Origin of the sequence: Halovenus rubra, assembly GCF_026586665.1 — an archaeon.
Taxonomy (GTDB): domain Archaea; phylum Halobacteriota; class Halobacteria; order Halobacteriales; family Haloarculaceae; genus Halovenus; species Halovenus rubra.
Genome location: NZ_JAODIY010000006.1, coordinates 75596 through 101819, shown reverse-complemented (window position 1 = coordinate 101819; position 26224 = coordinate 75596). Strand labels below are relative to the sequence as shown.

Genomic DNA, 26224 nt, shown 5'->3' with positions numbered 1-26224 from the left:
ACTCCATTTGGCCTTGCCATATCTAATATACCCAAGTCAGATAACTCTTGTGACGTGAGGTATTCAGCAGGGAGAAACCAAGTGGTTCGTTGCACAGAGCTTACGCGATTCACTCCCGCCCTGTTCGCTCCTCGGTTCCGACAGCGCGTCGGAACACTCGTCACTCACGGGAAGGGCGGGATTCTCTCGCTGAATCAAGATAGAGCACCGCAAAGCAGGGATTCAGTCAGTCACGCCACCGAATCCATTCACCATGGGCTTTGTACTCAGCAATTTCTCGCGTTGTTATTTCATCATCGAACGAAACAGAACGATAGGTAGGTGGAGTCTGTTCACCAGTTGGGACGTCTGATAACCAGTGGACTGTGCGCTCTTGACTCGCCCGATTTAACAGCCGGCGGAGAGAGGCAATCTGTTCGGTTTCAAACTGGTACAGTACCAATGTGCTGAACACACAGATATCATACTCTTTTGGAATGTCTGCAAGTATCTCAGGAAGGACATCCAGCGCATTACCTTCAACAATGGTTGGTTGTTCATTACGAACCAGCGAAATTGCATCGTCGAGACGGTCAACTCGCCACTGTTGGTCTGGCATGACCAGTGCGCGGAGCCATTCAGCGTCAGTCGAATCGGTCACATCGAGTGGATTACTGTCGATACCGACGCGCTGTGCAATCTCTGGCTCCGAGCGCCAGAACGGCGGCACAGTGTTTCCACGCACGTCTGACTCAATTTGTACTGGTGAGTGAGACGCCCCGTATGTTCCATACCCGTTGTACTGATACTGGTATTTGTCCCAATACAGGTTGAGACCAGCGCTGCTCCCGATTTCGACAAGTGCAACAGGTTGTTCCGCATGGTTCTCAACAAGCTGTTTGAACGCCGGAAACAGAAGAGCCGAGCGCCCAACGGCATTTGTTTGGACCCGTCGTGATTGAATCAGCGTCCGGACTGTTGATTCGTTTTCCATAATGAAATCGCGAAAGGCTTCAAATGTCTCCTCTCTGTCGGGGCTGCGTGGGTCCGTAACACAGGTTGGATAGAACTCTGCGAGTCGGTGTGAAGAATCATCAAGCAGAAGATAATGGGCAGCGGCAAAAAGCAGGTTTGGAGCCGGCTGGCTGTCCGGAGATTCGTCGGCAATCCGAAGGAGTTGTGTATCTGTTGCCGTACGACTAGCCAGAACCTCATACAGTGGGGCAGTCCCTGCTGCCCAGTCTGCAAACCAACGAAATTCTTCACGAACAGATTCCATATCTGAGCTGTAGCTGCTGGCGGCACTTCGTAGTTTTGTACCCTTCCAGCGGTGGTGTTCAGAGAAGACTGAATAGTGTGGTGATGTGGGGGTTTGACCTCCTAAGAACGGTAGTTAACCAATGAATCCACTCCGGACGGCCCTTATCGTGGTTAACGTTTTTTCGTGTTTACAAACGCCGTCAGCTCCAGTCCCTGTGTCTCGACGATTTCTTGTCGAATTTTCAACCAGCCTGACCGCGACAGGTTGAGTTCAAAACGATCACTGTCTCGCGTAAGTCTCAGGACATCGAAATCCCGCGGCGTCGGAGTGCTGGTGTGATGTTGATCCGTTCGACGGGCCGGTCAGAACGACGCCAGACAAAGGCTGCCCGAGCAAACAGATCCATACACTCAAGCCGGACCCCCCGCGGGTTTCCATCAGTCAGATCGTGAATAAGGCGGATCGCGTCGGCAGTAAATAAGGGTGGATTCTGTCCCTCGTAAGATTCGTTTCGCATGTACGCAAACGAACGGGAGATGTATTCTGCAACGTCGATTGGCGAAAACGGCTCAATCCGCTCATAGTAGCGTACGCGGGAGTCGAGCGTGTCCCGAAACTTTGCGAGACGCCGTTTTCCGTCTGGTGTTCCAGTCAAAAACAGCCGCACACCCAGGTCGGCGGCAGTCTGCATCGGCGAAAGCAATTCCGCGGGAAAATCCTCAATCTCGTCGATGATCAGCAGAATGGTCACGTCGTCGTCGGCTGCAGCTCGGACAACTTCGCCGACGGCCTCACGCGTTTCGGCGGTTGCCCAGGGAATTCCGTCACGAATCTGCGAGTAGTTGGTCGTGTCAATCTCGTACCCCGCCGTGTCCGCACCCGTGATGACCGTCTCGTAGAGACCCCGCTCTGTCGTCGCGTTCGGGTTCTCAATCATCGTCACGACGAAATCATCACGACTGCCAAGGTCCCGAGCAGCAATCTCCCGAAGTGCCGTCTTTCCCGTCCCGTAGGGGCTGATGAGCCCGATATGCTGGCGCTGTAACAGCCAGCTTGTCAGCTGGTTGAGCATCTCATCGTCGTGGCGGACATACAATTGTTCCGGCATCCCGTCGGTGCCCGATTCCTCGGTAAATGGCAAGTCAGATACCTCGTCAATATCCCCACCAAGCTTGCGGGCAAAGGCACACAGAAGCTTTGCCACATTGCTCATCCGGCTGCTGAATACCCCTTCGTTATCTCCCGGGTCAATGAGTTTGTTGGCAATGTCCAGCCGAGAGTCATACTCGCCGGTACTCTCTTTGTGGTCCCCAGACCGGCGATTTTCTCTGGCCACTATCGTTATTCCATGGGCCTGTCGGTTATGTACTTTATTGACGGGCGACAATCCATGAAGAGAGAAACACAGCACCAGTACAGTCTTTGGTCGAAACGAATCTCAAATCTGGACACGAGTCCCTAGTTGTCGAGTTGTTTCATGAGCTTGGTACCGTAGGGGCTCTTATTCCAGCACTGATGTAGGCTAATTCTCGTGATGAGCGTCCATGCCTCTTCGTGGGTCAGATGGTCATTTTGAATGTAGTCACAGATGGTAAGCGTGCTGTGACGGTGACTTTTGGCGCATAGAGAGATTTGAAGAGACAAGTCGTCGTTCGGCTCCACTCTCTGAAAAGAGCTACTGGAATGCTTGTTTACGTTCTTGTTCGGTAAGCAATACGTCATTCAACGCTGTGGTTGTACATTCATCGCATTCGTACACATCACCGTCGGCTTCGAAGTGATAAATCGGATAACGGAACAGAAACCACGCGTCTTCACGACATCGTTCGATGATTGCATCAGCGTCCGCACCGCACGATGGGCAGTGTGGTTGCTCGGGCGCTGGTTGTTGATACATGATCTTTTTCCGGCCGATGAATGCATTGCTGTAGGCTTCTTTCTTTGATGTTTCAATCAGATCTTCGACAGGGATGGTATCGGTGTTGACAGAATTATCGATTCCGGTGTCAGTTTTCACGGTCGTGTTCACGTACGGACTGGTTTCGACAGTGTTGTCCGCTCCGATAAAGTGAATGGAGGCCGTGATCCGGTGTCCCTCAACTCTGACGGTGTTGTCAACGCCGGTGATGTATAGTTCGAAGTTATTCTCCACGTCTGGAATTGTAACAGTATTTTGAGCGCCGACAACACTTACGCCAACGTCAGGGTCAGGGACCGTCTGTGAACGCTTCCAGCCCTGAATTACAGTGTCGTGCCTGCCAAGGCTTGGGGTCTGGGTGGGAGATTGCGTGGTAAATCGCTGTTCATCGCCGATGATTTGTACGTCACCCTCAACAGCGCCGTGTTCAATGAATACGTCTTCAGCATTGCTAACCACAACGTCACCGCTAACACCCTGAGGGTCAGCGTACCCATCCTCAATATCGCCGGTGATAGTCGTGTTTGTGTCGGTAATTTCGACGGTTTCACCTGCCGGAGTAGCGGTGTATACATACTCTGCGTTTGTGATTTGTAGGTCTCCGCGGATGCTGTCGTGTCTGAGATAGACATTTTCGGGGCCAGTGACTTCGACTGGTGGCGTTTCATCACCGTTGAGCGTTACGTCGCCGGTATATGTCTGATTTGGCTGAGTCATTGTTGTAGTAGGAGTACGGGTTTCGTGTTATGTGTTGATACTGCGTGCAGGTATGTGAACGATGAGGATTTCGGTCATACTTCGCTCCGTTTGATGAGCGCGTACAGGACAAGCCCGGCGAGAATCACGTTCGCGTATACAAGCAACGCACTGACAGCGCGCGCGCCGAGGCCGTCTGGTGCGATGTTCCCGTACCCAATGGTGAGGAACGTGATATAACTGAAGTACACGTTCAGCGCAAGAGTTTGGAGCTTTTCACCGCCGAGAGCTTCAGCAATGCTAAGTTGTCCAGCATCCGTCTCGAATACCGGGCCGCCGAACGCAAAGAGCCCAGCCGACAGCAGCGGAAACAGAATAAACACGACAGCGATTCGATAGAGTCGGAGTCCGTACCCGCATGTAACCCCGAGGAAGTAATTCTCAGCGGCACGCAGTCCGTTTCGGACGCGGTTTCGGAGAGTTTCGGACCCATCTCGTGCAATGGCAAAGAACTTACTTCGTGCATTCTGCTGGCGTTTCACGCGGAATTCACCTGCGGCTTTGATGTTACTTTGATTGGATGCGTTTCGCTTGGCCTTTAAATACGTCCGTTCGATGGTTTCAGGCGTCATAGAGACCGTGTAGCCGTCGTGGTAGTCGCCGGAATCAAATTCGTGGAGTATCCATCCGTTCCGGTCAAGGTATTCGGTGTGTGCAGAGAAATCAAACCCGTCGAAGTCTGTATCACAGATTCGGAAATAATCAAGGAGTTCCCGACGGTCTGATTGCGTGGCTGCTGCCAGTTCGACGTCACCGATGGTGGCTTGCGTGAAGTCGAATCTGACCCAGCCATCGCTAGGTTGGGTAATGGACCCATCAAGCATGACGGCGTCAGTGAAGTTTACGTACGTGTCTGTGCCGAGTGACACGGCTTCCATGTTGAGACGATTAGTAAATTCGCTGTCAGTAAAGCCCGCATCGCCGTAGAACTCAGTTCTCATAAACGATGCTGAAGAAATCAGTACATCATGGAAGTCTGCATCGCCTTTGAACATAGCATCATCGAAAATCACATCGTCTTCAAGATGATTCGTGCCGCCGCGGAATTCTGAGCCGCGAAACACAGCGTTCGCATGGAACGTCGTGGTTGCAAAGTCCGCGTCACCGTTAACGGTAATCTCATCGAAGTCTGCCGTGTCTTGGAACGCTGCGTCAGCGAACGTCAAGTCCTCAGCAAAGTCGCTCCGCTCGAACGTGACAGTATCGTTGAACGTGGCGTGTTCAAAGCTTGCGTACCCGAATGTACAGTGTTCAAACATCGTACCGCCATCGAACACTGAGTGACTGAACGTCACGTCGTCAGTGACAACGGCAGCGCCACCATAGAATTCGGCACCGGTGAACTGCGCTCCTCCACCGAACACAACCTGGTCGAAGCTTACATCGCCATTGAACGTGGCTTCACGGAAGTCAGCATCAGCCGAGAATTCGGCATCAGTGAATCGGAGCGATTCTGAAGCCGCGATATGAGTGAATATCGCGTCGTCGTCGAAAGACACATTGTGAAACACGGTTGATTCAAACTTCGCGTGTTTGAAGTTGGCAACATCGTTGAATGTGGCATTCTCGAACGTGGTTTTGTCATCGATTTCAGCGGCTCGGCCATGAAACTCAGCGCCGGCAAAAGAGGATTCGCCTGCAAACACGGCGTCAGCGAACGTTACGTCGTCGGTGAACGTGACCTCATTGAAATCAACATGTCCACCAAACAGTGCGTTATTGAATTCGGCGTTCCCATCGCTCACGGTCGCTTCAAACAGAGATACGTCGCCATCAAATGACGCGTCTGTTGCAAGGACCCCATCTTCAAATCGAGCGTCGTCTGCGATGAAGCCGCCAACGTTGCTGTGTCGCACGTCGAGTTGTTCTTCGAACCGAGTCTGTACCGCGGTTATATCACCGCGAATCGTGCTGTGACGCAGATCAAGTGGGTGTTGGGTAGTGTTTTCGATGTCAAGGTACCCTAACGGGAGTTCAGGAAGTGATGTACCGATAAGTTCACGCTCTGCAGGCGTGCCCGTTGTGAGTTTCTCAACGGCTAACTCGACGATGTCGTCATCGCTAATGTCCGCTGTTTCCCGCTCACTTACAGACAAGTGAAACGGACACAGATCGAAGTCTGAGTGTGTCGCATGCGGGCAGTCCCATGGCTCTGTCAGCGATGTCTCATCGCTAACATCCGAATCGGTTGGGTCGAGCGTGAACGTGCATTGGGTCGTGGTCTGTTCATCGGTGTCCTGGGTCGAAACGTCAGGTTGTGAATCCATAGATATCGTTTGACGGATTAGCGTGTTTGATTAGCATCAGCGCCGAGAGACTGTACTTCAGTCCGCTGGCTGCGGTTGGCGTGAGACCGGTGCTGTGCGATAGTTCGACTGTACAACGCGAGGTCGTACTCCGGGTACGTATGATAGGTTTCGTATTCGGTTTGCCCACGCACGGTGATTGTTGTATACGCCTGCTCACTGAATTGGTAGGCGATGTCAGCAGCTTCTAGCCCGGGAAACTCTCGCAGCGGTTGCGCATTGATCACCGTTTCTGTCGTGATAGTGTCGTGAGTAGCTGTGATTTGGGCTGTTTCACCGACGGTCAGTGGAATCGTTAACGTGTCAACGCTGGTAAGGTCACGACAGGACAGAAGTTCATAGAACCCGAGAGTCGGGCAGGCAATGTAGTGTGAACTCCCAATAACGGCGAATGTAGCTGTTTCACCGAGTAACGTCTTAGTCATGGTGGTTTTCACGTCGTAGTCACCCAGTGACTGTTCATCACTGGTCTGGACGAGGTGTAACTGTGTTGCAGTCATGGGTCTGGATATGAGTCGATGATTACGTCGTAATTCGGGTCAAAGATGCTGTTCACTTCAACTCCGTCGTATGTCGGGATATCCTGCCACGATGCCTCGCTGTACCTCTCACTGTACCGTTGGACATAGTTACTTCCAGTGTGTGGTGTGAGTGATTTGGCGCGCTTTTCGGTGCTGAACAGGTAGAACCGTTCACCGAGTTGCGTCTCACCGTTGTTGTTGAGGTCGTCGTACGCCCAGTACGGGAGTTGGGACGTGAACCCGGCATCTGAGACGGTGTTCAGGTACGCTTTGTGATGGTCACCGTAGGAGTACTGTGAGTACGTCCATGTCCCGAGGACACCATCAGTTGAGAGGTGTTCGTTCAGTAACGCGTAAAACTCAGTTGTGTACAACCGCAGCGTATCATCCGATGTTGCACCGGGGAGATCAAGCAAAATAAGATCGTACGTTTCGTCGGTGTTCGCAAGGTACGTGTACGCATCTTGTTGATGTGAGTCCAAGTGCTCGTACTGGTAGGCGTCGTTGTGGTACTGGGAAAGGTACTCGTTGGTTTTCGATTGCTCCATGAATTCACCATCAAGATCAACTTGATCAACGGAAACACCGTGTTCACGGAGATGGTCAGCAGCAATCCAGTCACCGCCACCAAGAAGTAACACGTCAGTGGCGGTTGAGTTCTCAAACATCGTCATCGGAACATCGACGAGGCCATTATGATAGGAGTTTGCCCAGCTGTCACAGAGTTGAATCGCGGTGTCTAACCGGAGGCACTCTTCAGAACTCCCGGGGAATAATTTGTTGTCAGAGTCACCAACCCAACGTCGTTCGTATTGAACGATTTGCTGGTGTTGGGTTGTAGAGAGGGTGGACACGGACGCTTCAACGGTGTCAGATGGGTATTCATCTTCGATGATGTCTTCGATGTAATATTCACTGAGTTCTTGGTCAACGGTGTCATGACTGACGACAGCACCGCCGAGAACGCTCGTCAGCAACAATAACGAAATAAAGACTGCGGCGTGTTCACGAGTCCCAACAGCAGATTCAACACCAGGAGATTCTTGACTGTTGAAGATTCCCCATGGACGCGCGCTGAATCGCAGTGTGAACATGAGAGCGGCAACACAATTCAGCAGTGCCAGCACGAACACGGAGGGGATTAGGCCGAGTTCAGGGTACAAATAGAAGACATAGATGAGTGCACCTGCAAGCCCGCCGAGATAATCCATTGCTAGTACCGTCGAATACTGTGTGTAGTCACTGTCTCCACTTGCAGTGTGAAATAATACGCTGGTGACGCGGCGACAGCCAGAACTCACCGCGTTGTGAGCGCGTTCAACACCGCTGTGGGCAATCGTGTCTTGCTCTGTGTTGTTCACCATCGACAACAGCAATGGGAGTTCGAAGCCGGACAAGACGCCGACAGCAATGACTGGTGTTCGAGCGATAGCTTGCGGGATGACTGATGGAACGTTAGCGAGTGGGCTCGCAGTGTTCAGCCACAAGATGAACAGAAACCCGGCCGGAGCGATGAACGCAAGGTAGAGTTGAACACGGAAGAAATTCGAAGGACGATTATCATCGAGGTGTTGGCAGAGGTACGATCCGATTCCGAGTGAACTGAAGAATAACCCAATAGTTAAACCGTATTGGGTCACGGTCCCGCCGTAGATGATGGTTAACAGTTCAGAATAAACGAGTTCGTACGCGAAGCTACACAGCGCAACAACGAGCGCTGTGACGTGTAACACGCTTTGTTTCGACGGTGTTATGAGTGGTTTTATTTGCATACGTTATGATTGGAGATATCAAGTTCGCCCCGTGCATGACGGCTGACAACACACAGCGGCGTCAAACTCACCCAATGCGATACGTTACGGTAAATCCAGGTGTTAGATTCGTGGTGACAGTTTCCACTCTTTTGTGACTGCTGGTTCACTGCCATCCGGTTCAATTCGCGCATCGATGGATTCCCAGCCAAGATCGACGCTTTCCTCGCCAGGAATGACGACTTCAGTCCCGATACGATACCAACCCGGAGACCGATTGGCGCTAAATCGGACCTCACCGTTAGGGTCATCAGTAGTTTCATCCCAGTTGAGCGGGCCGGGCCCAGGGTCTTGTTCCTCAAACGTTTCTTCATCGCCGATATACGCCATACCGACAGTATCGACGGTAACTGGATACTGTTCAACTTCGTCGTCATGGTCGTTATACCACGTTCCAACGTATGCGCCACCACCGTAATGTGCTCGGCCTTTATGCGTTGTGGGGGCTGAACTGTAGCTGGTGCTGGCGCGACTCGTGGTACCCCGCCCTTTAGCGGCACGGGCCGAGCCAATCAGCGAGAAAGACACTGACGACTGAGAGCCAGTATCACTCTGTGGTTGGGTTACGTCACTGTCATCGACATCACGGCGGGTTTGGACCCAGCGATCCCCGGCTGGCTCAAGTTCCACCATGAGTTGGTCTGCTTCTGTATCCACAGCGACTGTTTCAATGACGCTGGATCGGCGCGGTGGTGGAGTGTCCGAGCTGTCCGTACAGCCGGCAGCCCCGGCGACGAGTCCTGTGAGTGCAATACTGCTTGTGCGAATGAAGGTACGTCGGTTCATATGTTGAGAGGTCTTCCCGTGTTCGAACGGCGTTAGTGTGGTGTCCATCCTCGCTGTACTGGTGAACCCGAGTTAAAATCCCATACTTACCACGATTCGGTCGATGAGCGCGCAACCAGTAGTTTTCATGCGCTTTTGGGACAGCCGAGTTTACCGGCGAGGGCGAACTGCGAACTCATGTATTTATGTCTATTTCACTGAAGGTATTATATAAGTGTGCAATTTTTCTGATTCTGAAACAGTTTACTCTCGTACGGAACAAGCGCTAAAGCCGCCGACTGACGCCCTCTCAGGGTTCCAAGTTGGGGGCACCCTACAGGCAAAACAGGAAACTGTCCGGAGTATATCTTCATGATACTGATGGCTGTAAGTACGTGAAGATTCGAACTTGGTATTTTCTAACAGCGAGGCTCTTGCCTGGCGAATCAGGAACTAGCGATTCAAAGAATTACAGCCACCAGTATGATTCATCCGTGGAAATTGTTACCTCTGCTGATACTGATGGCTGTAAGTATGTGAAGATTCGAACCTGGTATTTTCTAAAAGAGGTGCTCTCGTCTGGCGAATCAGGAATCAGCGATTCAAAGAATTACAGCCACCAGTATGAGCGGCCGTGTAACGTCGAAGAAGACAAGCGCACCGACGTCTATCCTCGTCGACGAAAAGAGTCAGAGCACAGCCTACCCCAAACTTTCTCGTCATAGCCGCGCTACGTCCCGTCGAGACGCCACCCGACCAGCCCACACAGCGCGAAGCCAAAGGCGTTGAGCGAACCGTGTAGAGCGACCATCGTAGCGATGTCGAGCCCCAGAGACATCCCATAGAAGATTGCGACACCGTAGCCAAGCGCCAGCGCCATTGACACTGGGAGCGCGACCGCCGACGCGCCGAGCAGGACGGCCTGCCGGCGGGGCCGGGTCGGTACGATATGAAAGAGGACATACCAGCCAAACAGCGCCACAGCGACCGTGAACCCGCCCACCGCAACCACCTCAACGAGCGGCGAGAAAGAGATGCCGACGGCGATGATGGCTGGCCCGGCCAGGATGACGCTGACAAGGGTGTTCCACAAACGGGTGTCTAGGTGACCGCTGCGGCCGGTCAGCCCCGTGACAACGGGTAATACGAATCCGGCGTAATGGAAGTGGACGGCGGTCAGGCGGATGATCGTCGAGCTAAACCAGAAGGTAATATCGAGGTGGTAGAGCAATAGGGCGACCGCGCCGACGGAAACGTACGCCAGCCCGGCGTCGATGGCTGTCTCAGGCAGGGCGAAGCCGCCCCGCTCCGTGGTCCGAAAGAGCGCGGCCAGTCCGAGCAGACCGGTAACGAGCAGCCACGGGGCAGCCAGCGCGGCGGCGGTCACGCCCGTGACGTCAAGCGCGAGTGAGGCGGTAAATCCCAGTGCGCCGACAGGTTGGCACCACACCGCCACACGCAGACACTGGCCGGCGACTCCGGGAAACGGACGACGGGCAGCCATCCCCACGCCAAGCGGGACGAGCACGAGGGGTGCCAGTGCGAGCGCTCTCGGGACCCTTCCGAGCGCCCCGACAAACACCGCGACCGCCCAGATTGTGGCACCGAACGCGGCGCTCGCGTCGGGGCCGGCAACGCCGCTGACAGCGGGGACCGAGTCGGTTGCAGCGGTACCATCGCGCGTGGGTGTACTCATGCGGGCGGGAGTTTTGGGAGCCGGGCAATCGGCTTGAGCTGTTCGAGCTCGTGGTCCTTGCGGTCTTCGTCGGCCTGAGTGAAGCTCCCCCGGTAGCTAAGTATGTGACCCGCCAGCGGGTTCTTGACGGTCGCCAAGACGTGGTATTGTTCGCCGGCCTCGTCATAGCGGTCACGGACCTCGACGCCGGCAGCCATCACGTCGGGCAAAGAGAGGTACTGGCCCTTGCGGTGGAGCCACTGGCGGCCCGCTTCAACGACCAGCGCTTCGTTCTCAACGCGGGGGTGCAGTTCCGTCACAATAGGTCCTCCTCGCCCCAGGTAATCCAGCAACCGTTCGTTCTCGGCGTCCCACACGGTCACGCTATCGAAGCGCCGGCGGGTGTCCTCAAAGTTGAAGACTCGGCGTGTGGTCATCGCCTCGTGGCCGTTGAGTTCGTAGCCAACGGTGGTCACAGCAAAGCGAACGTCCTCACCAGCTTCGGGAAAGAGCATGTCTCGGGCCGTCATCGCGTACAGTGCCGGCAGCGTGTGGACTCCACGAGAGATGTCCATCCGTCCGCGGCCGACGGTGACGCCATCCTCGGGGCCGAGACTGTAGCGGTCCCGGACGTTGAGATGGAGGTCGTCGACATCGTCGCCGAGTGCCCGCTCGTAAACGCCGGTCATCGAAGCCTCCAGGGCGCGGCGTCAGCCATCGGCTCGGTGCGACGCGGGCTGGTGTCTGGGGTTACCATAACGTCTTGATTTCGACCGGCCAGAGAATAAAAACTTTCTTTGAGGGACTGCCGTAGCGTCGCCGTGTATCGAGGTCCCATCCCTGTGTTGTCCGGAAGATATGTTAGTGGCTAGTTGAGTACAGGACTTCTTCAGATCACCTGCTGAAAAGGTCGGTGTAAGAGAGGAAGTATAGAAATATCTAAAATATCGGAAGCGAGAAAATGGAAGCTTCACAGACTTCACGAACAGGGTCTTGGACGAGACGAACAGCAATTGCTCTGAAGCTCGTCGCTGATGTGTCGGCTGTCACTCATCAACAGGTACACTTCTGGATCGGACGGTTTCTGGCGATGACCTAGCCGATGATTGTTTTAGACGAACCCTTGTGGGGCTGAATCCTGAAATCACGATGGCGTTAACTCAGCCACCGTTGCTTACGTGAAATTATCCGCTCACTGCGCCTTCGTATTTAAACTGCCATATCACTGAGAGACAGACTTAGCACGAAAAGATGCTGAACAATCCATCTAGCCATGCAACCCACAGATACGAACCCGAGCAGAGACGACGAGAATGGACCTGGAGAGAAGAATCTCGCAATCACCGCTCGTGACATCCATGTCACATACGAAGATGGGACAGAAGCCGTTCAGGGCGTAGATATCTCGGTGCGTTCGGGAGAGTTTTTCGGATTTCTGGGACCGAACGGCGCGGGGAAAACGACGACTATCAAAACGCTCGTCACGCTGTTACATCCCACACAAGGGACTGTGCAGATCAACGGATACGACGTTTCCGAAAACCCGACAGCTGTCTGTGAATCGATAGGCTATATGTCTCAGGAAACCAGCGTGGACAAAGAATTTACTGCTCGTGAGAACGTCCGTTTCGCCTGCAAAATTTACGGAGTACCGGAGGGCGAGCGGGCACAGCGTGTTGACGAACTGCTTGAGTTGGTCAACCTTCTCGACGTGGCCGATAAGCGTGCCGAGACCTTTTCGGGCGGGATGAAAAAGCGGCTGGACGCCGCAACCGCACTTGTTCATCAGCCGCCCGTGGTTTTTCTCGACGAGCCGACAACCGGTTTGGACCCCGAAGCGAGGCTTACATTCTGGGAGTACCTCCAGTCGATCAACGACCACGGAACAACCGTGTTCCTGACGACGCAGTACCTCGAAGAGGTCGACCGACTCTGTGATCGTCTGTCGATCATCCAAGACGGACAGCTACTCACAACGGATACGCCGGACTCCCTGAAGTCGGACGTTGGCGGTGACATCCTCAAACTGGAAGTGACAGATACGTCCTCACAGAGTATCGACAGCGCGGAGCGCGTTGTCCGTCAGTCGGACGTCTTCGACGACCCGAGCGTCAAGACCACTGAGTCTGGATTACGTATCAGAGACAGGAACGCACGGGAGCGGACGAGTGAACTGTTCGTTTCTCTTCACGAGGCCGACATCACCGTCACCGGGTTCGATATCCGGTCGCCTACGCTAGATGATGTCTTCGTTCAACTCACCGGTGAGCAGTCCAACAGCGACGGCAAGGAACCGTCCAAAACCGAGGCTGAGGCCGAGGCCAAACAGAGGGTCATGAAATGAGTTCAAGTTCAGATGATGGACCCATCGTGGGTGCCACCACCGCTCGAAAGGCCGACGGGACCAATACCCTCACTGACGTTCGGTTCAGCCTCGAGCGGTGGCTCCTGAAGACATCTCGCAATCCGTTTGTGACGTTTTCGTCATTGATCCAGCCGGTCATCTTCTTTGTGTTGGTGGCTGAAGTGTTCGGCGCAATCGCTGGTACCGCTCTTGCAGAGACTGTGGCCGACGTTCACTACGTGACGTATCTCACGCCAGCGATCATCGTACAATCAGCGCTGGCCGCCGCGGCCGTGTCTGGGATTGGACTGGTCGATGACATGGAGACAGGAATGTTCGAAACAATTCTCGTCTCTCCGATGAATCGGAGTGCTATTTTCCTCGGCAAGATTCTGTCGGAGGTAATCAGAATCGCGGTCCAGACGCTCATAATCCTTGGCCTGGGATTCGCGCTGTTGACGCTCAAGACGGGCGCGTCGTTCGGTACCTTCGCACGGACCGGAATCTTTGGTCTCCTCGGTGTGGTTGTCGTCGCTGTGATCTTTGGTGGCGTGTTTATGTCTTTCTCGAACATCGTGGCACTGGTGACTGGTGACCGGGAAGCGACGATTATGATCGCGAACCTGCTGACTTTCCCGCTGCTGTTTGTCTCGAGTGCGTTCCTCCCACTCCCGGCACTCCCCGGATGGATTCAGACAATCGCCATCGTGAACCCGATTACGTATGGTGTCGACGCCATCAGAGCGCTCCTCCTCGGAGAAGACGTCGCCGCCGTAGTTACCGTCTCCTCGCTACCGGCGCCCTGGGCTGTCGTCGTCCCCGCCGTCCTGATTCTCGTGGGGTTCAACGTGGTTTTAGGGGGTATCGCAGCACGGTCTCTCAAGCGTCGTTCGCGAGCAGAGGTCCAGTAGCGAGCGATTTCTTCGACGCTCGTGAAAGTCGCCCGCTACCGTTCTTGTTCCAACCTCAGCAATCAGCGGTCGTAAATTGCGGTTCACTATAATCGTACTCACAACTCAGTCGTTGAGACTGAGCGTCTCAATGCCCACGGACTTCACACAACCTCGTGGTACGGCATCCCATCAGACGATGTTGAGTTAAAATACACCAGCCAGCAATGCCCGCTGTGTGGGCATACAAAACGGGCGAACCGCCACAAGAAACGACTCAACCGTCGGGCGTGTGGCATCAAAATTGGATATGTCTAGCGTATCCGGAATTTCGAGGGCCTAAAGCAGACAATACTGCTGATATATAATTGCTGATTGTGGGAGTTTACCACACTCTATCTATATAGTAATACAGCAGAAAATATAGGTTTGTTATAAGGTTATTTATTATCGGTCCCACTGGAATCTGGTGATGGCGCAGGACTCAAACGGGTTGTCAGACCTCGTATCGCGGCGGAAATTTATCGCAACGACAGGTGCGACCAGTATCGCTGCAATCGCTGGCTGTTCTAGTGGGGGCAGTGACTCTGAGCCGGATGAAAGTTCAGACGAGGACACAGACACTGAGACGGAGACCAACGAGACGGAGGACACCAAAACGGAGACCACCGAGACGGAGACGAGCCAAGAGGGAGACTCTAGCGACACGAAGGCGCTCGAATCTGGAGGCTCCTCGACGGTGTATCCTATCGCCAACTCCGCTGCCTCATACTGGAACGCCAACCGACCGGCCAGCGACAGCGAGTACTGGCCACACGACAAGTACAGCATCGACACGGACCAGAACCTAGCCGACTACTGGGGAGGCCTCTACGGGTTCGAGGCTGGCGGTGCGGAGGGGGCGCCGTTCGAGTTTACCGTTGGACTCTCTCACTCCGGAACCGGCGTCGAGAAGGTCATGAACGGCCAGAACGACCTCGGTAATTCCTCTGGAAACGTTGAGGACGAACTTCCGGACCGTGACTCCTACGAGCAGTTTGTCGACCACGTCGTCGGCGTGGACGGCCAGCCACTGGTCGTCTCCGAAGAGATTGCTAACGCTGGCATCGAGAAGGTCACCGGTGACCAGCTCAAAGGCCTCTACAAGGGCGAAATCACCAACTGGAGCGAACTCGGTGGCCCGGACAAAGAGATTCAGGTGCTCGGCCGCGTCAAGGGCTCCGGGACGCGAACCTCCTTTGTTTCCAATGTCTTTGGCAATCCCAAAGAGGACACCTCCGTCGCCACCCGCTTTGGCCAGAACCAGCGCCTCGCCCAGGCCGTTGGACAGGCCGACAACGCTATTAGCTACCTTGCGCTGGCGTTCATCGATTCTGACGGGTTGGCCCCCATTTCCTTGGAGTGGGAAGGAACAACCTACAGCTACCAGGACGACCAGAACGGCCTCGACTCGACGGAATACCCCCTCTCGCGGGACCTCCACATGTACACGTGGGAAGGGACCTCGATGAAGGAAGCTGCTATCATCAACCTGATTCTCTCCGACTTCGGTCAGGACACCTTCGTCGGACCGAACAATTACTTCAAGCTTGGCAAGCGCCGCCGCAAAGAAGAACGCGCCAAGCTCCCCGACCAGGTGTAATCACCCGCAACTGTGGTATAGTTGGACGACCGTCGGCCGTTTCGGTCGATTTTCCATACTATGACAGATGACATAACTACAAAAAAAGGGAAGTCGGTGTCGAGTAGAGACAGAGTCGATGGGGCGACGTACGCCGTTGTCACGATAGCACTGACACTGGCAGTGACGATTTTTGCTTTCCTGTTTCTGCCAGCGATAGCGCTGCCGATGTTGCTCGCGTTCGTGTTTGTTACGGCGGTCGGATGGGTTACCTACCAGGCCGAAGTCGCACGCATTCTCACACTGATCGCGACGGTACTAACAGTGCTGACCGTCGGGTTCATCACCTTCTTTCTGTTCGCGAGAGCGTTGCCAGCGTTTCTTGATCATGGGCTCGATCTGCTACTGGTCCCAGAACAGGATAATGGAGAGAGCCGCTGGTTCTTCTGGCTTGAAAGCGTCCTCCCGTCTGATTCGACGTTCTGGAACCCTCTGAGCGGGGCGTACTCGCTAATACCGATGATTTGGGGAACGGTGGTCGTCACCATTATTGCGGGCGCGGTGGCGGGGCCACTCGGCCTCTTTGGCGCGCTGTTCATCTCCGAGGTCGCCAGCGACCGCCTACGAGAAATCATCAAGCCCGGCGTGGAAATCCTAGCCGGCATCCCCTCTATCGTCTACGGGTTCATCGGCTTTCAGGTGCTGAATGGCTTCATCCAGACGAATTTCCTCGATGACGGGGCGAGCTTCCTCATCGCAGGCCTCGTCGTCGGTGTGATGGCGCTACCAACGGTCGTCTCCGTCGGCGAGGACGCCCTCTCCAGTGTGCCCCAATCGATGGGTGACGGCTCCGTCGCCATGGGCGCGACCGAGTGGCAGACGATGAAGAGCATTTCCATCCCGGCGGCGTTCTCGGGCATCTCCGCGGCTGTCATCCTCGGTCTAGGCCGGGCCATCGGCGAGACGATGGCCGTCGCCGCGATCATGGCCTCGGGGACGCAGTTCGCTGACCCACTGTTCGACATCTTCCATGCGAACACGACGCTGACTAGCCTGATTGCGACCCAGTACGGGAGCGCATCTGAGAGCACTGTTGAGGTGCTGTTCGTCGCTGGCGTCATGCTGTTCGTCATCGTCGCCAGCATGAGTATCGTCGCACAGTACATCGAACGACGCATGCAGCGGAAACTCAAGGGGCAACAATGAGTAACGCCTACGCAACCACGGATCAGCTTGTCAGTGCGGAGTCGAACATCTACGACCGGGGACTCGATACGGCAATCGCGCTGAGCGTCGTCGGTTTCATGCTTGGATTCGTCACGCTCGTGAATCTGGTCCCGCCTGGTGCCAGCGGCAGTACCCTTACCACGGCGTTTGGGACGCTCCTTGCTGTTGTCGTCGGGGCGGTCGGAATCACCAGCCTCGCCTCCTATGCCAACGTCGTTCCGGTCACCTCACAGCGGGTGCGCGGTGTCGGACTGGGACTTGTCGTTTCGACACTTGCGTTGACCGCTTTTGCGACGGCCCTTCCGGTGACGATGGCGACGCTACTCGGCATCATGTTACTGGCCGAGGCGCTGGCGATCACTGCCGCCGGTGTCTCCTCCCGGCTTGAACTCGTAGACGCGGAACCAAACATGAGCGCCGGGCTCCTCTCCGGGGGCGCGCTTGGCGTGATCGGTCTTGTTATGGGGGCAGCCGTCGGCGGTGCGCTCACCGGGTTCGGCTCACGTCTGTGGCTCGGCGGGGCCGCCGTCGCCGGTGTCGGGCTGTTCTTGCTGACGATTCTCCCCCGCGAGGACCTTGGCTCGACGCTCCCAACGGCTATTGTCGTTGGGGCGCTCGGACTGACAATCGTGACCGGCACCATTGGTGTCGGCTGGCAATGGAACCCGCAGACGCTCTCCGGTGGCTTTACAGGTGGGGCGGTCATCCCTGTCTTTCTTTTATCGGGGATGCTCTTGTCGGCCTGGTCGGCCGCCAAGTGCCGGGCCGGGTTCGGTGCCCGTGGCCGGGAGTACGGCGCCTTCCTCGTCATCAACCTCAACGCCTTCTTGATGGTGGCCGTGATGGCGACAATCGTCGTGTTCGTGACGGTCAAGGGGGCCGGCTACGCCGTCCACGGACTCACAGTCGGCGCACTCACCGCACTGGTTCTCCTGACGCCAGCCCTTCTCGTCGCAGTCAAGTTCGCTCGCACACCTGCAGGCACGAATGATTGGAACAGTGGCGCTCGACAGCTATTTCGGGTCCTCCCGCTGGCGGCAGTCGGCGCTCTCGCCGCGATGTTTGCGAGCGTGCTCGTCACCGGGTCCCCGCTACGCTATGTCTACGATTACACCGTTCAAGTCAACCGACAGGGCAAGACGCTCGATACGGCGGTCGCGGTGACGCCCGACACGACAATCGGAACGCTACTGCTGACCGCGCTGGCAATGGTGCTTGCAGTCGCCTTCTTCCGTTCGTTCGGCTCGCTTCGAAAAGTCGGGGTACAGTCCGAGCGGGCCCGCTTGATTCGACGGGCGGTCCCGACCGTGGTTCTCGTGTTTGTCATGCTCAGCACACTCTTCTTGGTTCTCGGTCCTGCCCCGTTTGGCCTGCCACTCGGCGGCACGCTTGGATTCGCCGCTGTCGTCGGCGGTGCGGTCGCCGCGAGCGGCCTCGTAGTCTACCCGCTCGCCGGCGTGCTCACAAGCGACGAACCGACGTTGGCGGACAGCGCACAGCGCGAGGCTCCGCTGTTCACGCTGGGGGTATTCGGCGGACTCGGGTTGTTGCTGGCCACCCTGTTGCTCCAGCCCGTTGCCGGCATCAATCCACAGGTCGGTCCGGTAAACCTCGTGCCGGTAATCGCACTCGGAGCCGCGGTTGCCTCGCTTGCACTGGTGGCCCTTACGACCGTCGCAAAGCGGTCCAGCGAAGAGACGATTACCCGGCGGGTCCTAGCCGAGGAGAGGCGACTCGGTCTCGTCGGTGCAGCCGGATTCACCGCGCTATTAGGCCTGCACGTAGCTGTTACCAGCACATCGTTCACTGTTCTGGGCGTCTCCGTCGCCAACAAGGGCAGTATCTCGTGGCCGATGGTGATGGAGGCCTACATTCCGCTTGGGGCCGAGCCCGGCGGAATCATGCCTGCTATCATCGGTACAGTGTGGCTGGTCATCGGTGCGACGCTGTTCGCGGTCCCGCTCGGGGTCGGTGCAGCAGTGTTCCTTACCGAATACGCCGAGCAGGGCCGGTTCACCGCGGTTGTCGAAACCGCGACAAACGCGCTTTGGAGCACGCCAAGCATCGTCTTTGGCCTGTTCGGGGCGGCGTTCCTGATTCCACGGCTGGGCGGCGACGAGTCTCTGCTGACCGGGATGCTGGTCCTTGGGTTCATGCTCTTACCGCTGGTGCTTATCACCTCACGAGAGTCCATCAAGGCTGTCCCGGACGAGTACCGCGACGCCAGCGCTGCGCTGGGTGTGACCCAGTGGGAGACCATCAAAAGCGTTGTTCTGCCGGCGGCGATGCCGGGCGTTATCACCGGCGTTATCCTCGGCGTTGGCCGCATCGCCGGTGAGACTGCTCCACTCATTCTCGTCCTCGGGTCGACGCTGAACGCGAAGGCCGGCGTCAACGTCATCGACGGCTTCCAGTTTGTCTCGGAGCCGCCGTTTATCGTCAACGACGCTCTGATGACAGCCTCGGCGTCACTGCCGACACAGGTGTGGGCTGTCATCGCAGCCGGGGTGTCAGGGTCACCACAGATGGGGTGGGCAACGGCGTTCATCCTACTGATGGTGGTGCTAACGTTCTACGCGGTCGGTATCATGGCGCGGACATACTTCCGGAGGAAACTCAACTATGAGTAATAGCATCAACACGGAGGCAAGCACTGACACGCAAACGAACAGCGGGCAGACGATCGAAACCGACTCGCTGAGTACCGAGACAACCGCCGGCGAGAGCGACGAGCGGATCCGCGAGGCGTGGCGGCAGTACGACTTCGACGGCAACGCGAAGCTTTCGGTCGAGGATCTTAACGTCTGGTACGGCGACGACCACGCGCTCAAGGACGTTTCGATGGAGATTCCAAAAAAAAGTGTCACGGCACTCATCGGCCCATCAGGGTGTGGCAAGTCAACGTACTTGCGGTGTCTGAACCGCATGAACGACCGCATCAAGGCCGCCCGCATCGACGGCTCGGTCGAGTTGGAGGGGACCGAGATATACGACCCCAACGCTAACCTCGTCGAACTACGCAAACGTATTGGAATGGTGTTCCAGTCGCCCAACCCCTTCCCGAAATCCATCCGCGAGAACATCTCGTATGGCCCGCGCAAGCACGGCGACATCAACAAAGGTTTGCTCGCGCGTCTGTTCGGTCGCGACGACACGGCGAAGGAAGGCGAACTCGTCGAGCACTCGCTGAAGCAGGCCGCCCTGTGGGACGAGGTCAGTGATCGTCTTGACGACAACGCGCTCGGCCTCTCGGGCGGCCAGCAACAACGGCTCTGTATCGCCCGCTGTCTGGCTGTCGATCCTGAGGTTATCCTGATGGACGAGCCGGCCTCGGCACTCGACCCAATCGCCACGTCGAAAATCGAGGACCTCGTCGAGGAACTGTCGAAAGAATACACCGTCGTCATCGTCACCCACAACATGCAGCAAGCCGCTCGTATCTCTGACCAGACCGCTGTGTTCCTCACCGGCGGCGAACTCGTGGAATACGACGACACAGACAAGATATTCGAGAGCCCGGAGAGCCAGCGCGTCGAAGACTACATCACGGGGAAGTTCGGGTAACCTATGTCACGCGAGTCGTACCAACAACAACTAGACGAACTCCGGGATGCTGTTGTCGACATGGGCGACCTTGTCGTTGAGCGGCTCGACGTGGCGCTTACCGCGCTCCGGACTGTTGACCCCGAGGTTGCACAGTCTGTCATCGACGGCGACGACGAGATTAATGAGCTATATCTCGACCTTGAAGCCGACTGTATCGACCTCTTTGCCCTCCAGCAGCCGGTCGCGACCGACCTCCGCTTTGTCGCTGCCTCGTTCAAGATTCTTACTGACCTCGAACGCGCGGGGGACCTCGCCACGAATATCGCGGCGTATGCACAGTCGGCCGACCGTCAGCTTGTCCCCGATGTCAACGTCGATACAATCGGCCACAAAGCCACCGAGATGCTCGAACGGAGTATCGACGCCTACCGGCGGGAAGATGTCGAGGAGTGCCGCGCTATCGCGGCTGACGACGACGAAGTCGATGTGCTCTGTCAGCGAGCCAGCGAGACTGTCGCCCGTGATCTCATCGATCGGGAGGCTGACACGGACGACGGCTGGGCGGTCGAGCAACTCCTCGACGACATATCTTGGCTTTTACTTACGCTGCGGGACCTCGAACGCGTTGGCGACCACGCTGTCAACATTGCCGCACGCACGCTGTACCTGGTCGAAACTGATTCCGAACTCCTCTACTAATTATGGAAAGCCGAAAGATACAGAGCGTCGGCGGCGGCACGTTCACCGTTTCCCTACCCAAAGAGTGGGCCGAATCGGAGGGCTGTACGGCCGGTACGACGGTCAACATCCACACGCACATCGACGGCCTACTCGTGATTCAGACCCCAGAACCGCGGACTGCGCCGCCAAACCGTGTCACCCTGGAAGTTGGAAACGACGACCCGGCAGAAATACAGCAGTTGCTTCGGGCGTCTTACGCTGCCGGCGTCGAGACCGTCGCCCTCGAAGACCCCGACGGCTACACCGACGAGCAACACCGGGCCATCGAACACGTCGCCCGGACCCTGACCGGCGTGACCGTTGCCAAAGAGACTGAATCACAGGTAACGGTTCAGACGCTTCTCGACGCCAACGAGGTGTCCGTCAGACAGTCGGTCCGCCAGCTCCAGTTCGTCGCCTTGTCGATGTACCGGGACGCAATGGACGCGCTCACGACCGGGACAACCGGCGACCGGTGGGTCGACCGTGACGACCAAGCCGACCGGTTGTACGCTATGATCGACCGCTACTTCGAGCGAGGACTGGCCCGGCTCGACGAGATAGATGCGCTTGGGCTGACACGCCCCGAGCTATTCAGCCTCTGGGTGACCGCAAACGAACTTGAACACGTGGCAGATCATGCCGAACGAATTGGCACTGTCGCCGGCCGCCTCGACGGCCAGCCTGACGAGCCAATTGTCACAGCTCTCGAAGACATTTCGCAGGACGTTCACACTGTGATCAAAGACGCCGTCAGCATCATCATCGGCGACGCCTGTGTTGCGCCTGCCGGAGAGACCCTTGCCACCCGCCGGGCTGTACGAGAGCGGATAACCGACCTCGACCGCCAGCTGTTCAAATCTGGTGACGCCGACTACCGCCTCACACGCGCCCTCGACAGCCTCGCAAGAACAGCCGAGCACGGCGGTAACATCGCCGATTTCGCGCTTCGAATGGCTATCCGCGACGGCGAACTCGCTGAGACCGGCACCGCCGAAACGAACCCGTCCTAATCGGCGGCTGAGACGCTTCAGACACTACGCAACCGCCATCGACCGAATCAAGCGTTAGATGGCACGACTTCGGCTGAAGCGGTGCTGAACTAGACAGTGCCTCAACGGTCAACTACCCAATAGTCGAGTCCTTCTGTGGAGTGTTCGAGGCTCGATCAGAACAGCTTAGTCACATAGGTTTTACCGTTAACAGTAGTTGGTAGTGCGGTTTCTTTATTCAGTTCTCGGGTCGAAACCAAATCGGCGCCTTAGTCGGGTGCGCGGCTACAGAAACAACCGGTCGAATACATCTATAGATTCTGAGATTTTAGCAGGAATCTCGAGGCCGTAGAGGTCGTCTTCAATGGCCTGCATGAACCGCCCCGCCGTGAACTGCTTTCCCTCGCTCAGGCTAACTGCGCACCCGCTGGACACCGACCGCGACAAGTACGACATGACGCTCGATGCGAACCTGCGGCGGACGCAGTCCTGGAGCTTTGCACTCCAGTACATCGAGGACTTCACAGACTGGAGGCGACCGATGACGGCGATTCAGCAAGTGCTGTGGGATCTGTGGATGGACTACATCGGCCACCCGGACTACGTGAGCGGAAGTACCTCGGTGACCGCCCGGTAGAGACCGCAAAGAACGGCCTCACGGGGGTCGGCTCACACTCCCGATACGGCTTCGGTAAACTCCGCGTGAAGCCGGTCGGCGAACAGTGTCAGGAATCAGAAAGGAAGGGCTGATTACGCTCGTGAGTGAATCCATGAACGACGATGAATCGCCCGACAAATATTCGTGGTTCAGACTGAATAAAGAAATCGTATTACCAACAACTGATAAGCCAACATGAACGCAATTTCAAACGGCTCTACAGGTCGCGCTGCTCGAAGGCGTCTTCAATGGGAGCCATGGCCTCATTGACTGCTTCGGCAATCTCGGTGGGTGAGTCGTGGTCAAGAATCGACTCGGTCGCAACAGTCATGATCGCCCCGTCGTCAAACTCTTCGACAGTCTCGGCAGGGAGATCCAACAGCCAGTCCCGACCGTATGTCTCAACCATTGCGGGCGGGAACAGCATCAACCATGTCGGATGCTCAATCCGCCTGTCTGCGAGTCCGTCCTCAGTGATTGGTGACGGCAACCCATGCGGTTGATTCTCGCCGATCCTCTCAATACGCCAGTCGTGCATCCCAAACATATACTCGGGATCACACTCTCGATAGAGGTACGGGACGAAGGCCAGTGCCGAGTCGAGCAGTTGTCTTCCATATGACCGCTCGAGTCTCTCGCCAAGTACGTGGAATAGGATTATACTTTTATTGTAGGAATATGCGTGTAGATCATCATTTCTTACACTCAGACTGGCCCCCTCCAATCTATTTTCTAATAATACTTCAGTATTCGTATGAAAGTAATTATACTTTTCCTCAGCATCGATAGAATCCAATAAATCAGAAAGCACCATCTCCGAATCCTCACGAAGGATAAGAGTAATGTATATTGCCCATTCGCTCATATATTTATCATGTTTCCCAGAGTATTTACCATTATTGGTCAATATCGCGGTAGTGACTCGATGGAAACGCTGCTACGCCATGAGAGCGTGAGCTAAAACATGGGGCGCACAAGACCGATAACTGAACCGTGCCATTGGGTCACTATCAATATCGCTGGCTGGCTTAGCCTTGAACCACGAACTATCAAAGGCTTTATTCAGGTTTTTTGCCTGTGTCTCAGTTCGAGTAACGACAACCATTGCCGTATTACTTAGATCAGTATCGCCGTTGAGTATTCGGTAGGCAAGATAGCGACTTGCTTGATCTCTGATTTCGCTAGGGGGGAGAGTTTTGCTATTTTTGGCCTCCCAGTAAGCCGTCTTTCTGTCACTGTCGGATGACTCTCGGATTACATCGAATTCAGGTTGTTTGCCATCACTATCCCCGTCAATACCAAGATGTTTTTTCACTCTTCCTTTCTTATCTGGGTCATTATAGACTCGTTCAGCGATCTCTTCAAGCGGATCTCCATCAATTTCCTCATCTGTGATATCTGTGAATTCAACATCTGGCTTGTAGCTGAGTCTGAGGGTCTCTCCATCCAGCAACCCTTCCGCTGTGGCAGAACCAACACGGATCTCAAGCGAGGCTCCTTTAACGGCGCTCTGTGATGCTCCCGGAGCTGGTAAATCAATAAGATATGCTCCACTACCCGCGCCATTTGTCTTCGCAGGGAGCCGCATGATTCCCTCAACACCTTCAGTATCTTCCAGTTCATCGAGTTCTTTGGCGATCTTGCCAGCAACTTCTGTCGAACTATCTGCGTCGGGATAGATCTTCCCTGCCCAGTTGTCTGGTTTGAGATGCTCACGCGAGTGTTCTTTCACAAGCCCAACACGGACCTGATCAGCGAGATCGTCTGGATACGGTGTGTCACTCGTATCGAGGGTCATCCCAAGCACGTCATCGATCGTGGTATCGGTGGTATCGGTGGCAGCATCTGCGAGGAACTGGGCACCGCCCTCGCCGCTGGCACGGTCGACTAACTCCATCGCTCGCTTTTGCTTGGTTTCGTCCAGCGAATCGATTTTCTGCACAACGGTCCCTGCGTCACCTGATCTCACCAGCCGCGTCGACGACGGCACGCCGGTACCCCTCGGGGACATTCCCGCGGGCCAGTTTGTTCGCGGTCTCTTTGCTCATGTCGCCATCACCCACGGCCTCGAAGATGTCGTTCTTCAGCGCCTCGTCGTCGGGTTTCCGGATCGGCGAATCCAGATCGAAGCTCGGACAAGCTTGGGTCGGGCTGACGCTCGATCTAGCGGGAATCGCACAGTTGGAGTCCAGCGCTCGCTTGATGACTGCCGGATCCCCTCCTTCTGCGAGGTATCGAGCAATGCTGCGTTGTTGGGCTTTCGGGAGGCTGTCGATTCTGTCGATTTGATCCGTGTCGAGTTGTTTGAGCCCGCGGGAGATACGGTACCGCTGGACGGTCGTCTTGGCTACTTTGGCGCTGGTCCTGACAGCACGCTTGCCCAGGTCGGTGCCGCGTTTGAGCGTGCCAAACAGTTCTGTCTCGCCCGCACTCAGCGCCAGACTCCCGGGTGGCTGTTTCCACGTGAACAGTCAGTCAGAGCCAAGATAGAGAAAAATTAGAGGTCGCGTTACTCGAAGCCACTCCGAGCAGTGTCTCGCTGACTGTCCGCTGTGTCTCCACAGTCAGTGCTTCTCGGCGAAGGCATCTTCGAGCGGTTGCAGACCCTCACCGACGGCGTTGGCGATTTCGAAATCCGAGTCGGCATCGAAGATGTCCGTGGTGGCAACGATCATGATCGTACCATCGTCGAGTTCCTCAATTCGTTCAGCTGGCAGGTCCAGTAGCCATTCCCGGCCGTACTCTTCGACCATCGCCGGTGGAAAGAGCATCAGCCAGGTCGGAGTAACGATACGGTTCTGGGCAAGTGACTCGTCGCTGATCGGCGACCGAATACCGTTGCGGTTCTCGGGAAGACCAATCGTCTCGATGCGCTCGCTGTGCATTCCGAAAACGTACTGGGCGTCGATACCCTGGTAGAATTGGCGCACGAGATCGAACGTTTCTTCGAATTGCTGCTGACCTGGACTCTCGCCTTGAAACAGCACCGAGCACGTGAGATCGAGTGTTACAATCTCCTCGTTGTAGGCGATCTTAGAGATGTCACCAGAAAACCAGTCCAACCCGTACCTGCGTGACTCCCCAAATACAGTGGCGCTATACTCGTTGTGTCTATTGTACGACGGCGTCTCTTCGTCTGTGTCCAGTGCCGACACAAGTGCATCAAGCGTCTTTTTTCCTGCCGAATCTGAAAGAAAAATTACCCTAAACACTGATTCCAGTGTCATGTTTTTA

At 55.8% G+C, this 26224-nt stretch carries 22 protein-coding genes and 1 pseudogene; 11 read left to right on the top strand and 12 right to left on the bottom strand.

Annotation, left to right across the window (positions count from 1 at the left end):
- Nucleotides 1-226: 226 nt before the first annotated feature.
- The 9 genes from N5098_RS06110 to N5098_RS06070 form a co-directional block, all read right to left on the bottom strand.
- Complete coding sequence (locus N5098_RS06110; RefSeq protein WP_267636837.1) at nt 227-1258, bottom strand: DUF2332 domain-containing protein; 1032 nt, start codon at nt 1256-1258, stop codon at nt 227-229.
- Between the two features lie 280 nt (nt 1259-1538).
- Complete coding sequence (locus N5098_RS06105) at nt 1539-2453, bottom strand: ATP-binding protein (RefSeq protein WP_303651847.1); 915 nt, start codon at nt 2451-2453, stop codon at nt 1539-1541.
- Between the two features lie 462 nt (nt 2454-2915).
- Nucleotides 2916-3875 (bottom strand): DUF8108 domain-containing protein, encoded by a 960-nt coding sequence (locus tag N5098_RS06100; protein ID WP_267636835.1) that lies wholly within the window; start codon nt 3873-3875, stop codon nt 2916-2918.
- A gap of 74 nt (nt 3876-3949) precedes the next feature.
- Nucleotides 3950-6181 carry a potassium channel family protein gene (locus N5098_RS06095; RefSeq protein ID WP_267636834.1) on the bottom strand — a complete coding sequence of 744 codons (2232 nt, stop codon included), beginning with the start codon at nt 6179-6181 and terminating at the stop codon, nt 3950-3952.
- Nucleotides 6182-6198: 17 nt separating this feature from the next.
- On the bottom strand, nt 6199-6720 hold the full coding sequence (locus tag N5098_RS06090; RefSeq protein WP_267636833.1) for a DUF2617 family protein: 522 nt from the start codon (nt 6718-6720) through the stop codon (nt 6199-6201).
- Nucleotides 6717-8513, bottom strand: coding sequence for a spermidine synthase (locus tag N5098_RS06085; protein ID WP_267636832.1), 1797 nt, complete (start codon nt 8511-8513; stop codon nt 6717-6719). The genes N5098_RS06090 and N5098_RS06085 overlap by 4 nt, the downstream gene beginning before the upstream one ends.
- Nucleotides 8514-8615: 102 nt before the next feature.
- A complete protein-coding gene (locus N5098_RS06080) occupies nt 8616-9338 on the bottom strand; it encodes a hypothetical protein (RefSeq protein ID WP_267636831.1) in 723 nt (240 codons plus the stop codon).
- A gap of 709 nt (nt 9339-10047) precedes the next feature.
- Nucleotides 10048-11013 (bottom strand): YndJ family protein, encoded by a 966-nt coding sequence (locus tag N5098_RS06075; RefSeq protein WP_267636830.1) that lies wholly within the window; start codon nt 11011-11013, stop codon nt 10048-10050.
- A complete protein-coding gene (locus N5098_RS06070; RefSeq protein WP_267636829.1) occupies nt 11010-11681 on the bottom strand; it encodes a DUF4166 domain-containing protein in 672 nt (223 codons plus the stop codon). The genes N5098_RS06075 and N5098_RS06070 overlap by 4 nt, the downstream gene beginning before the upstream one ends.
- A gap of 584 nt (nt 11682-12265) precedes the next feature.
- Here N5098_RS06070 and N5098_RS06065 point away from each other — a divergent pair.
- The 10 genes and pseudogenes from N5098_RS06065 to N5098_RS17765 all read left to right on the top strand — a co-directional run.
- Nucleotides 12266-13336, top strand: coding sequence for an ABC transporter ATP-binding protein (locus tag N5098_RS06065; protein WP_267636828.1), 1071 nt, complete (start codon nt 12266-12268; stop codon nt 13334-13336).
- Nucleotides 13333-14247 (top strand): ABC transporter permease, encoded by a 915-nt coding sequence (locus N5098_RS06060; RefSeq protein WP_267636827.1) that lies wholly within the window; start codon nt 13333-13335, stop codon nt 14245-14247. The genes N5098_RS06065 and N5098_RS06060 overlap by 4 nt, the downstream gene beginning before the upstream one ends.
- Before the next feature lie 75 nt (nt 14248-14322).
- A complete protein-coding gene (locus N5098_RS17540; protein WP_267636840.1) occupies nt 14323-14544 on the top strand; it encodes a zinc ribbon domain-containing protein in 222 nt (73 codons plus the stop codon).
- Between the two features lie 154 nt (nt 14545-14698).
- A complete protein-coding gene (locus N5098_RS06050) occupies nt 14699-15868 on the top strand; it encodes a substrate-binding domain-containing protein (RefSeq protein WP_267636826.1) in 1170 nt (389 codons plus the stop codon).
- Between the two features lie 60 nt (nt 15869-15928).
- Nucleotides 15929-17053, top strand: a complete 1125-nt coding sequence (gene pstC, locus N5098_RS06045) for a phosphate ABC transporter permease subunit PstC (RefSeq protein ID WP_267636825.1) — start codon at nt 15929-15931, stop codon at nt 17051-17053.
- Complete coding sequence (gene pstA / locus N5098_RS17535) at nt 17050-19704, top strand: phosphate ABC transporter permease PstA (RefSeq protein ID WP_368407997.1); 2655 nt, start codon at nt 17050-17052, stop codon at nt 19702-19704. Before pstC ends, pstA begins: the two co-directional genes overlap by 4 nt.
- On the top strand, nt 19697-20638 hold the full coding sequence (gene pstB / locus N5098_RS06035; RefSeq protein ID WP_267636824.1) for a phosphate ABC transporter ATP-binding protein PstB: 942 nt from the start codon (nt 19697-19699) through the stop codon (nt 20636-20638). Before pstA ends, pstB begins: the two co-directional genes overlap by 8 nt.
- Before the next feature lie 3 nt (nt 20639-20641).
- Nucleotides 20642-21319 carry a phosphate signaling complex protein PhoU gene (gene phoU / locus N5098_RS06030; protein ID WP_267636823.1) on the top strand — a complete coding sequence of 226 codons (678 nt, stop codon included), beginning with the start codon at nt 20642-20644 and terminating at the stop codon, nt 21317-21319.
- Between the two features lie 2 nt (nt 21320-21321).
- Nucleotides 21322-22353, top strand: coding sequence for a phosphate signaling complex PhoU family protein (locus N5098_RS06025; protein WP_267636822.1), 1032 nt, complete (start codon nt 21322-21324; stop codon nt 22351-22353).
- A 388-nt stretch (nt 22354-22741) separates the two neighbouring features.
- A pseudogene (locus tag N5098_RS17765) lies at nt 22742-22867 on the top strand (DUF8168 family protein); the annotation flags it as partial.
- A gap of 340 nt (nt 22868-23207) precedes the next feature.
- On the opposite strand, the gene N5098_RS06015 reads toward N5098_RS17765, so the two are convergent.
- A complete protein-coding gene (locus tag N5098_RS06015) occupies nt 23208-23855 on the bottom strand; it encodes a hypothetical protein (RefSeq protein WP_267636820.1) in 648 nt (215 codons plus the stop codon).
- A gap of 72 nt (nt 23856-23927) precedes the next feature.
- Nucleotides 23928-24932, bottom strand: coding sequence for a hypothetical protein (locus tag N5098_RS06010; protein WP_267636819.1), 1005 nt, complete (start codon nt 24930-24932; stop codon nt 23928-23930).
- On the opposite strand from N5098_RS06010, the gene N5098_RS06005 reads away from it, so the two are divergent.
- Nucleotides 24901-25491 carry a hypothetical protein gene (locus N5098_RS06005; protein WP_267636818.1) on the top strand — a complete coding sequence of 197 codons (591 nt, stop codon included), beginning with the start codon at nt 24901-24903 and terminating at the stop codon, nt 25489-25491. The genes N5098_RS06010 and N5098_RS06005 overlap by 32 nt on opposite strands.
- Before the next feature lie 63 nt (nt 25492-25554).
- Here the strand turns inward: N5098_RS06005 and N5098_RS06000 are convergent, their stop codons facing one another.
- The gene (locus N5098_RS06000) at nt 25555-26217 is read right to left on the bottom strand and encodes a hypothetical protein (protein ID WP_267636817.1); all 663 of its coding nucleotides are present in this window, start codon (nt 26215-26217) and stop codon (nt 25555-25557) included.
- Between the last annotated feature and the right edge of the window lie 7 nt (nt 26218-26224).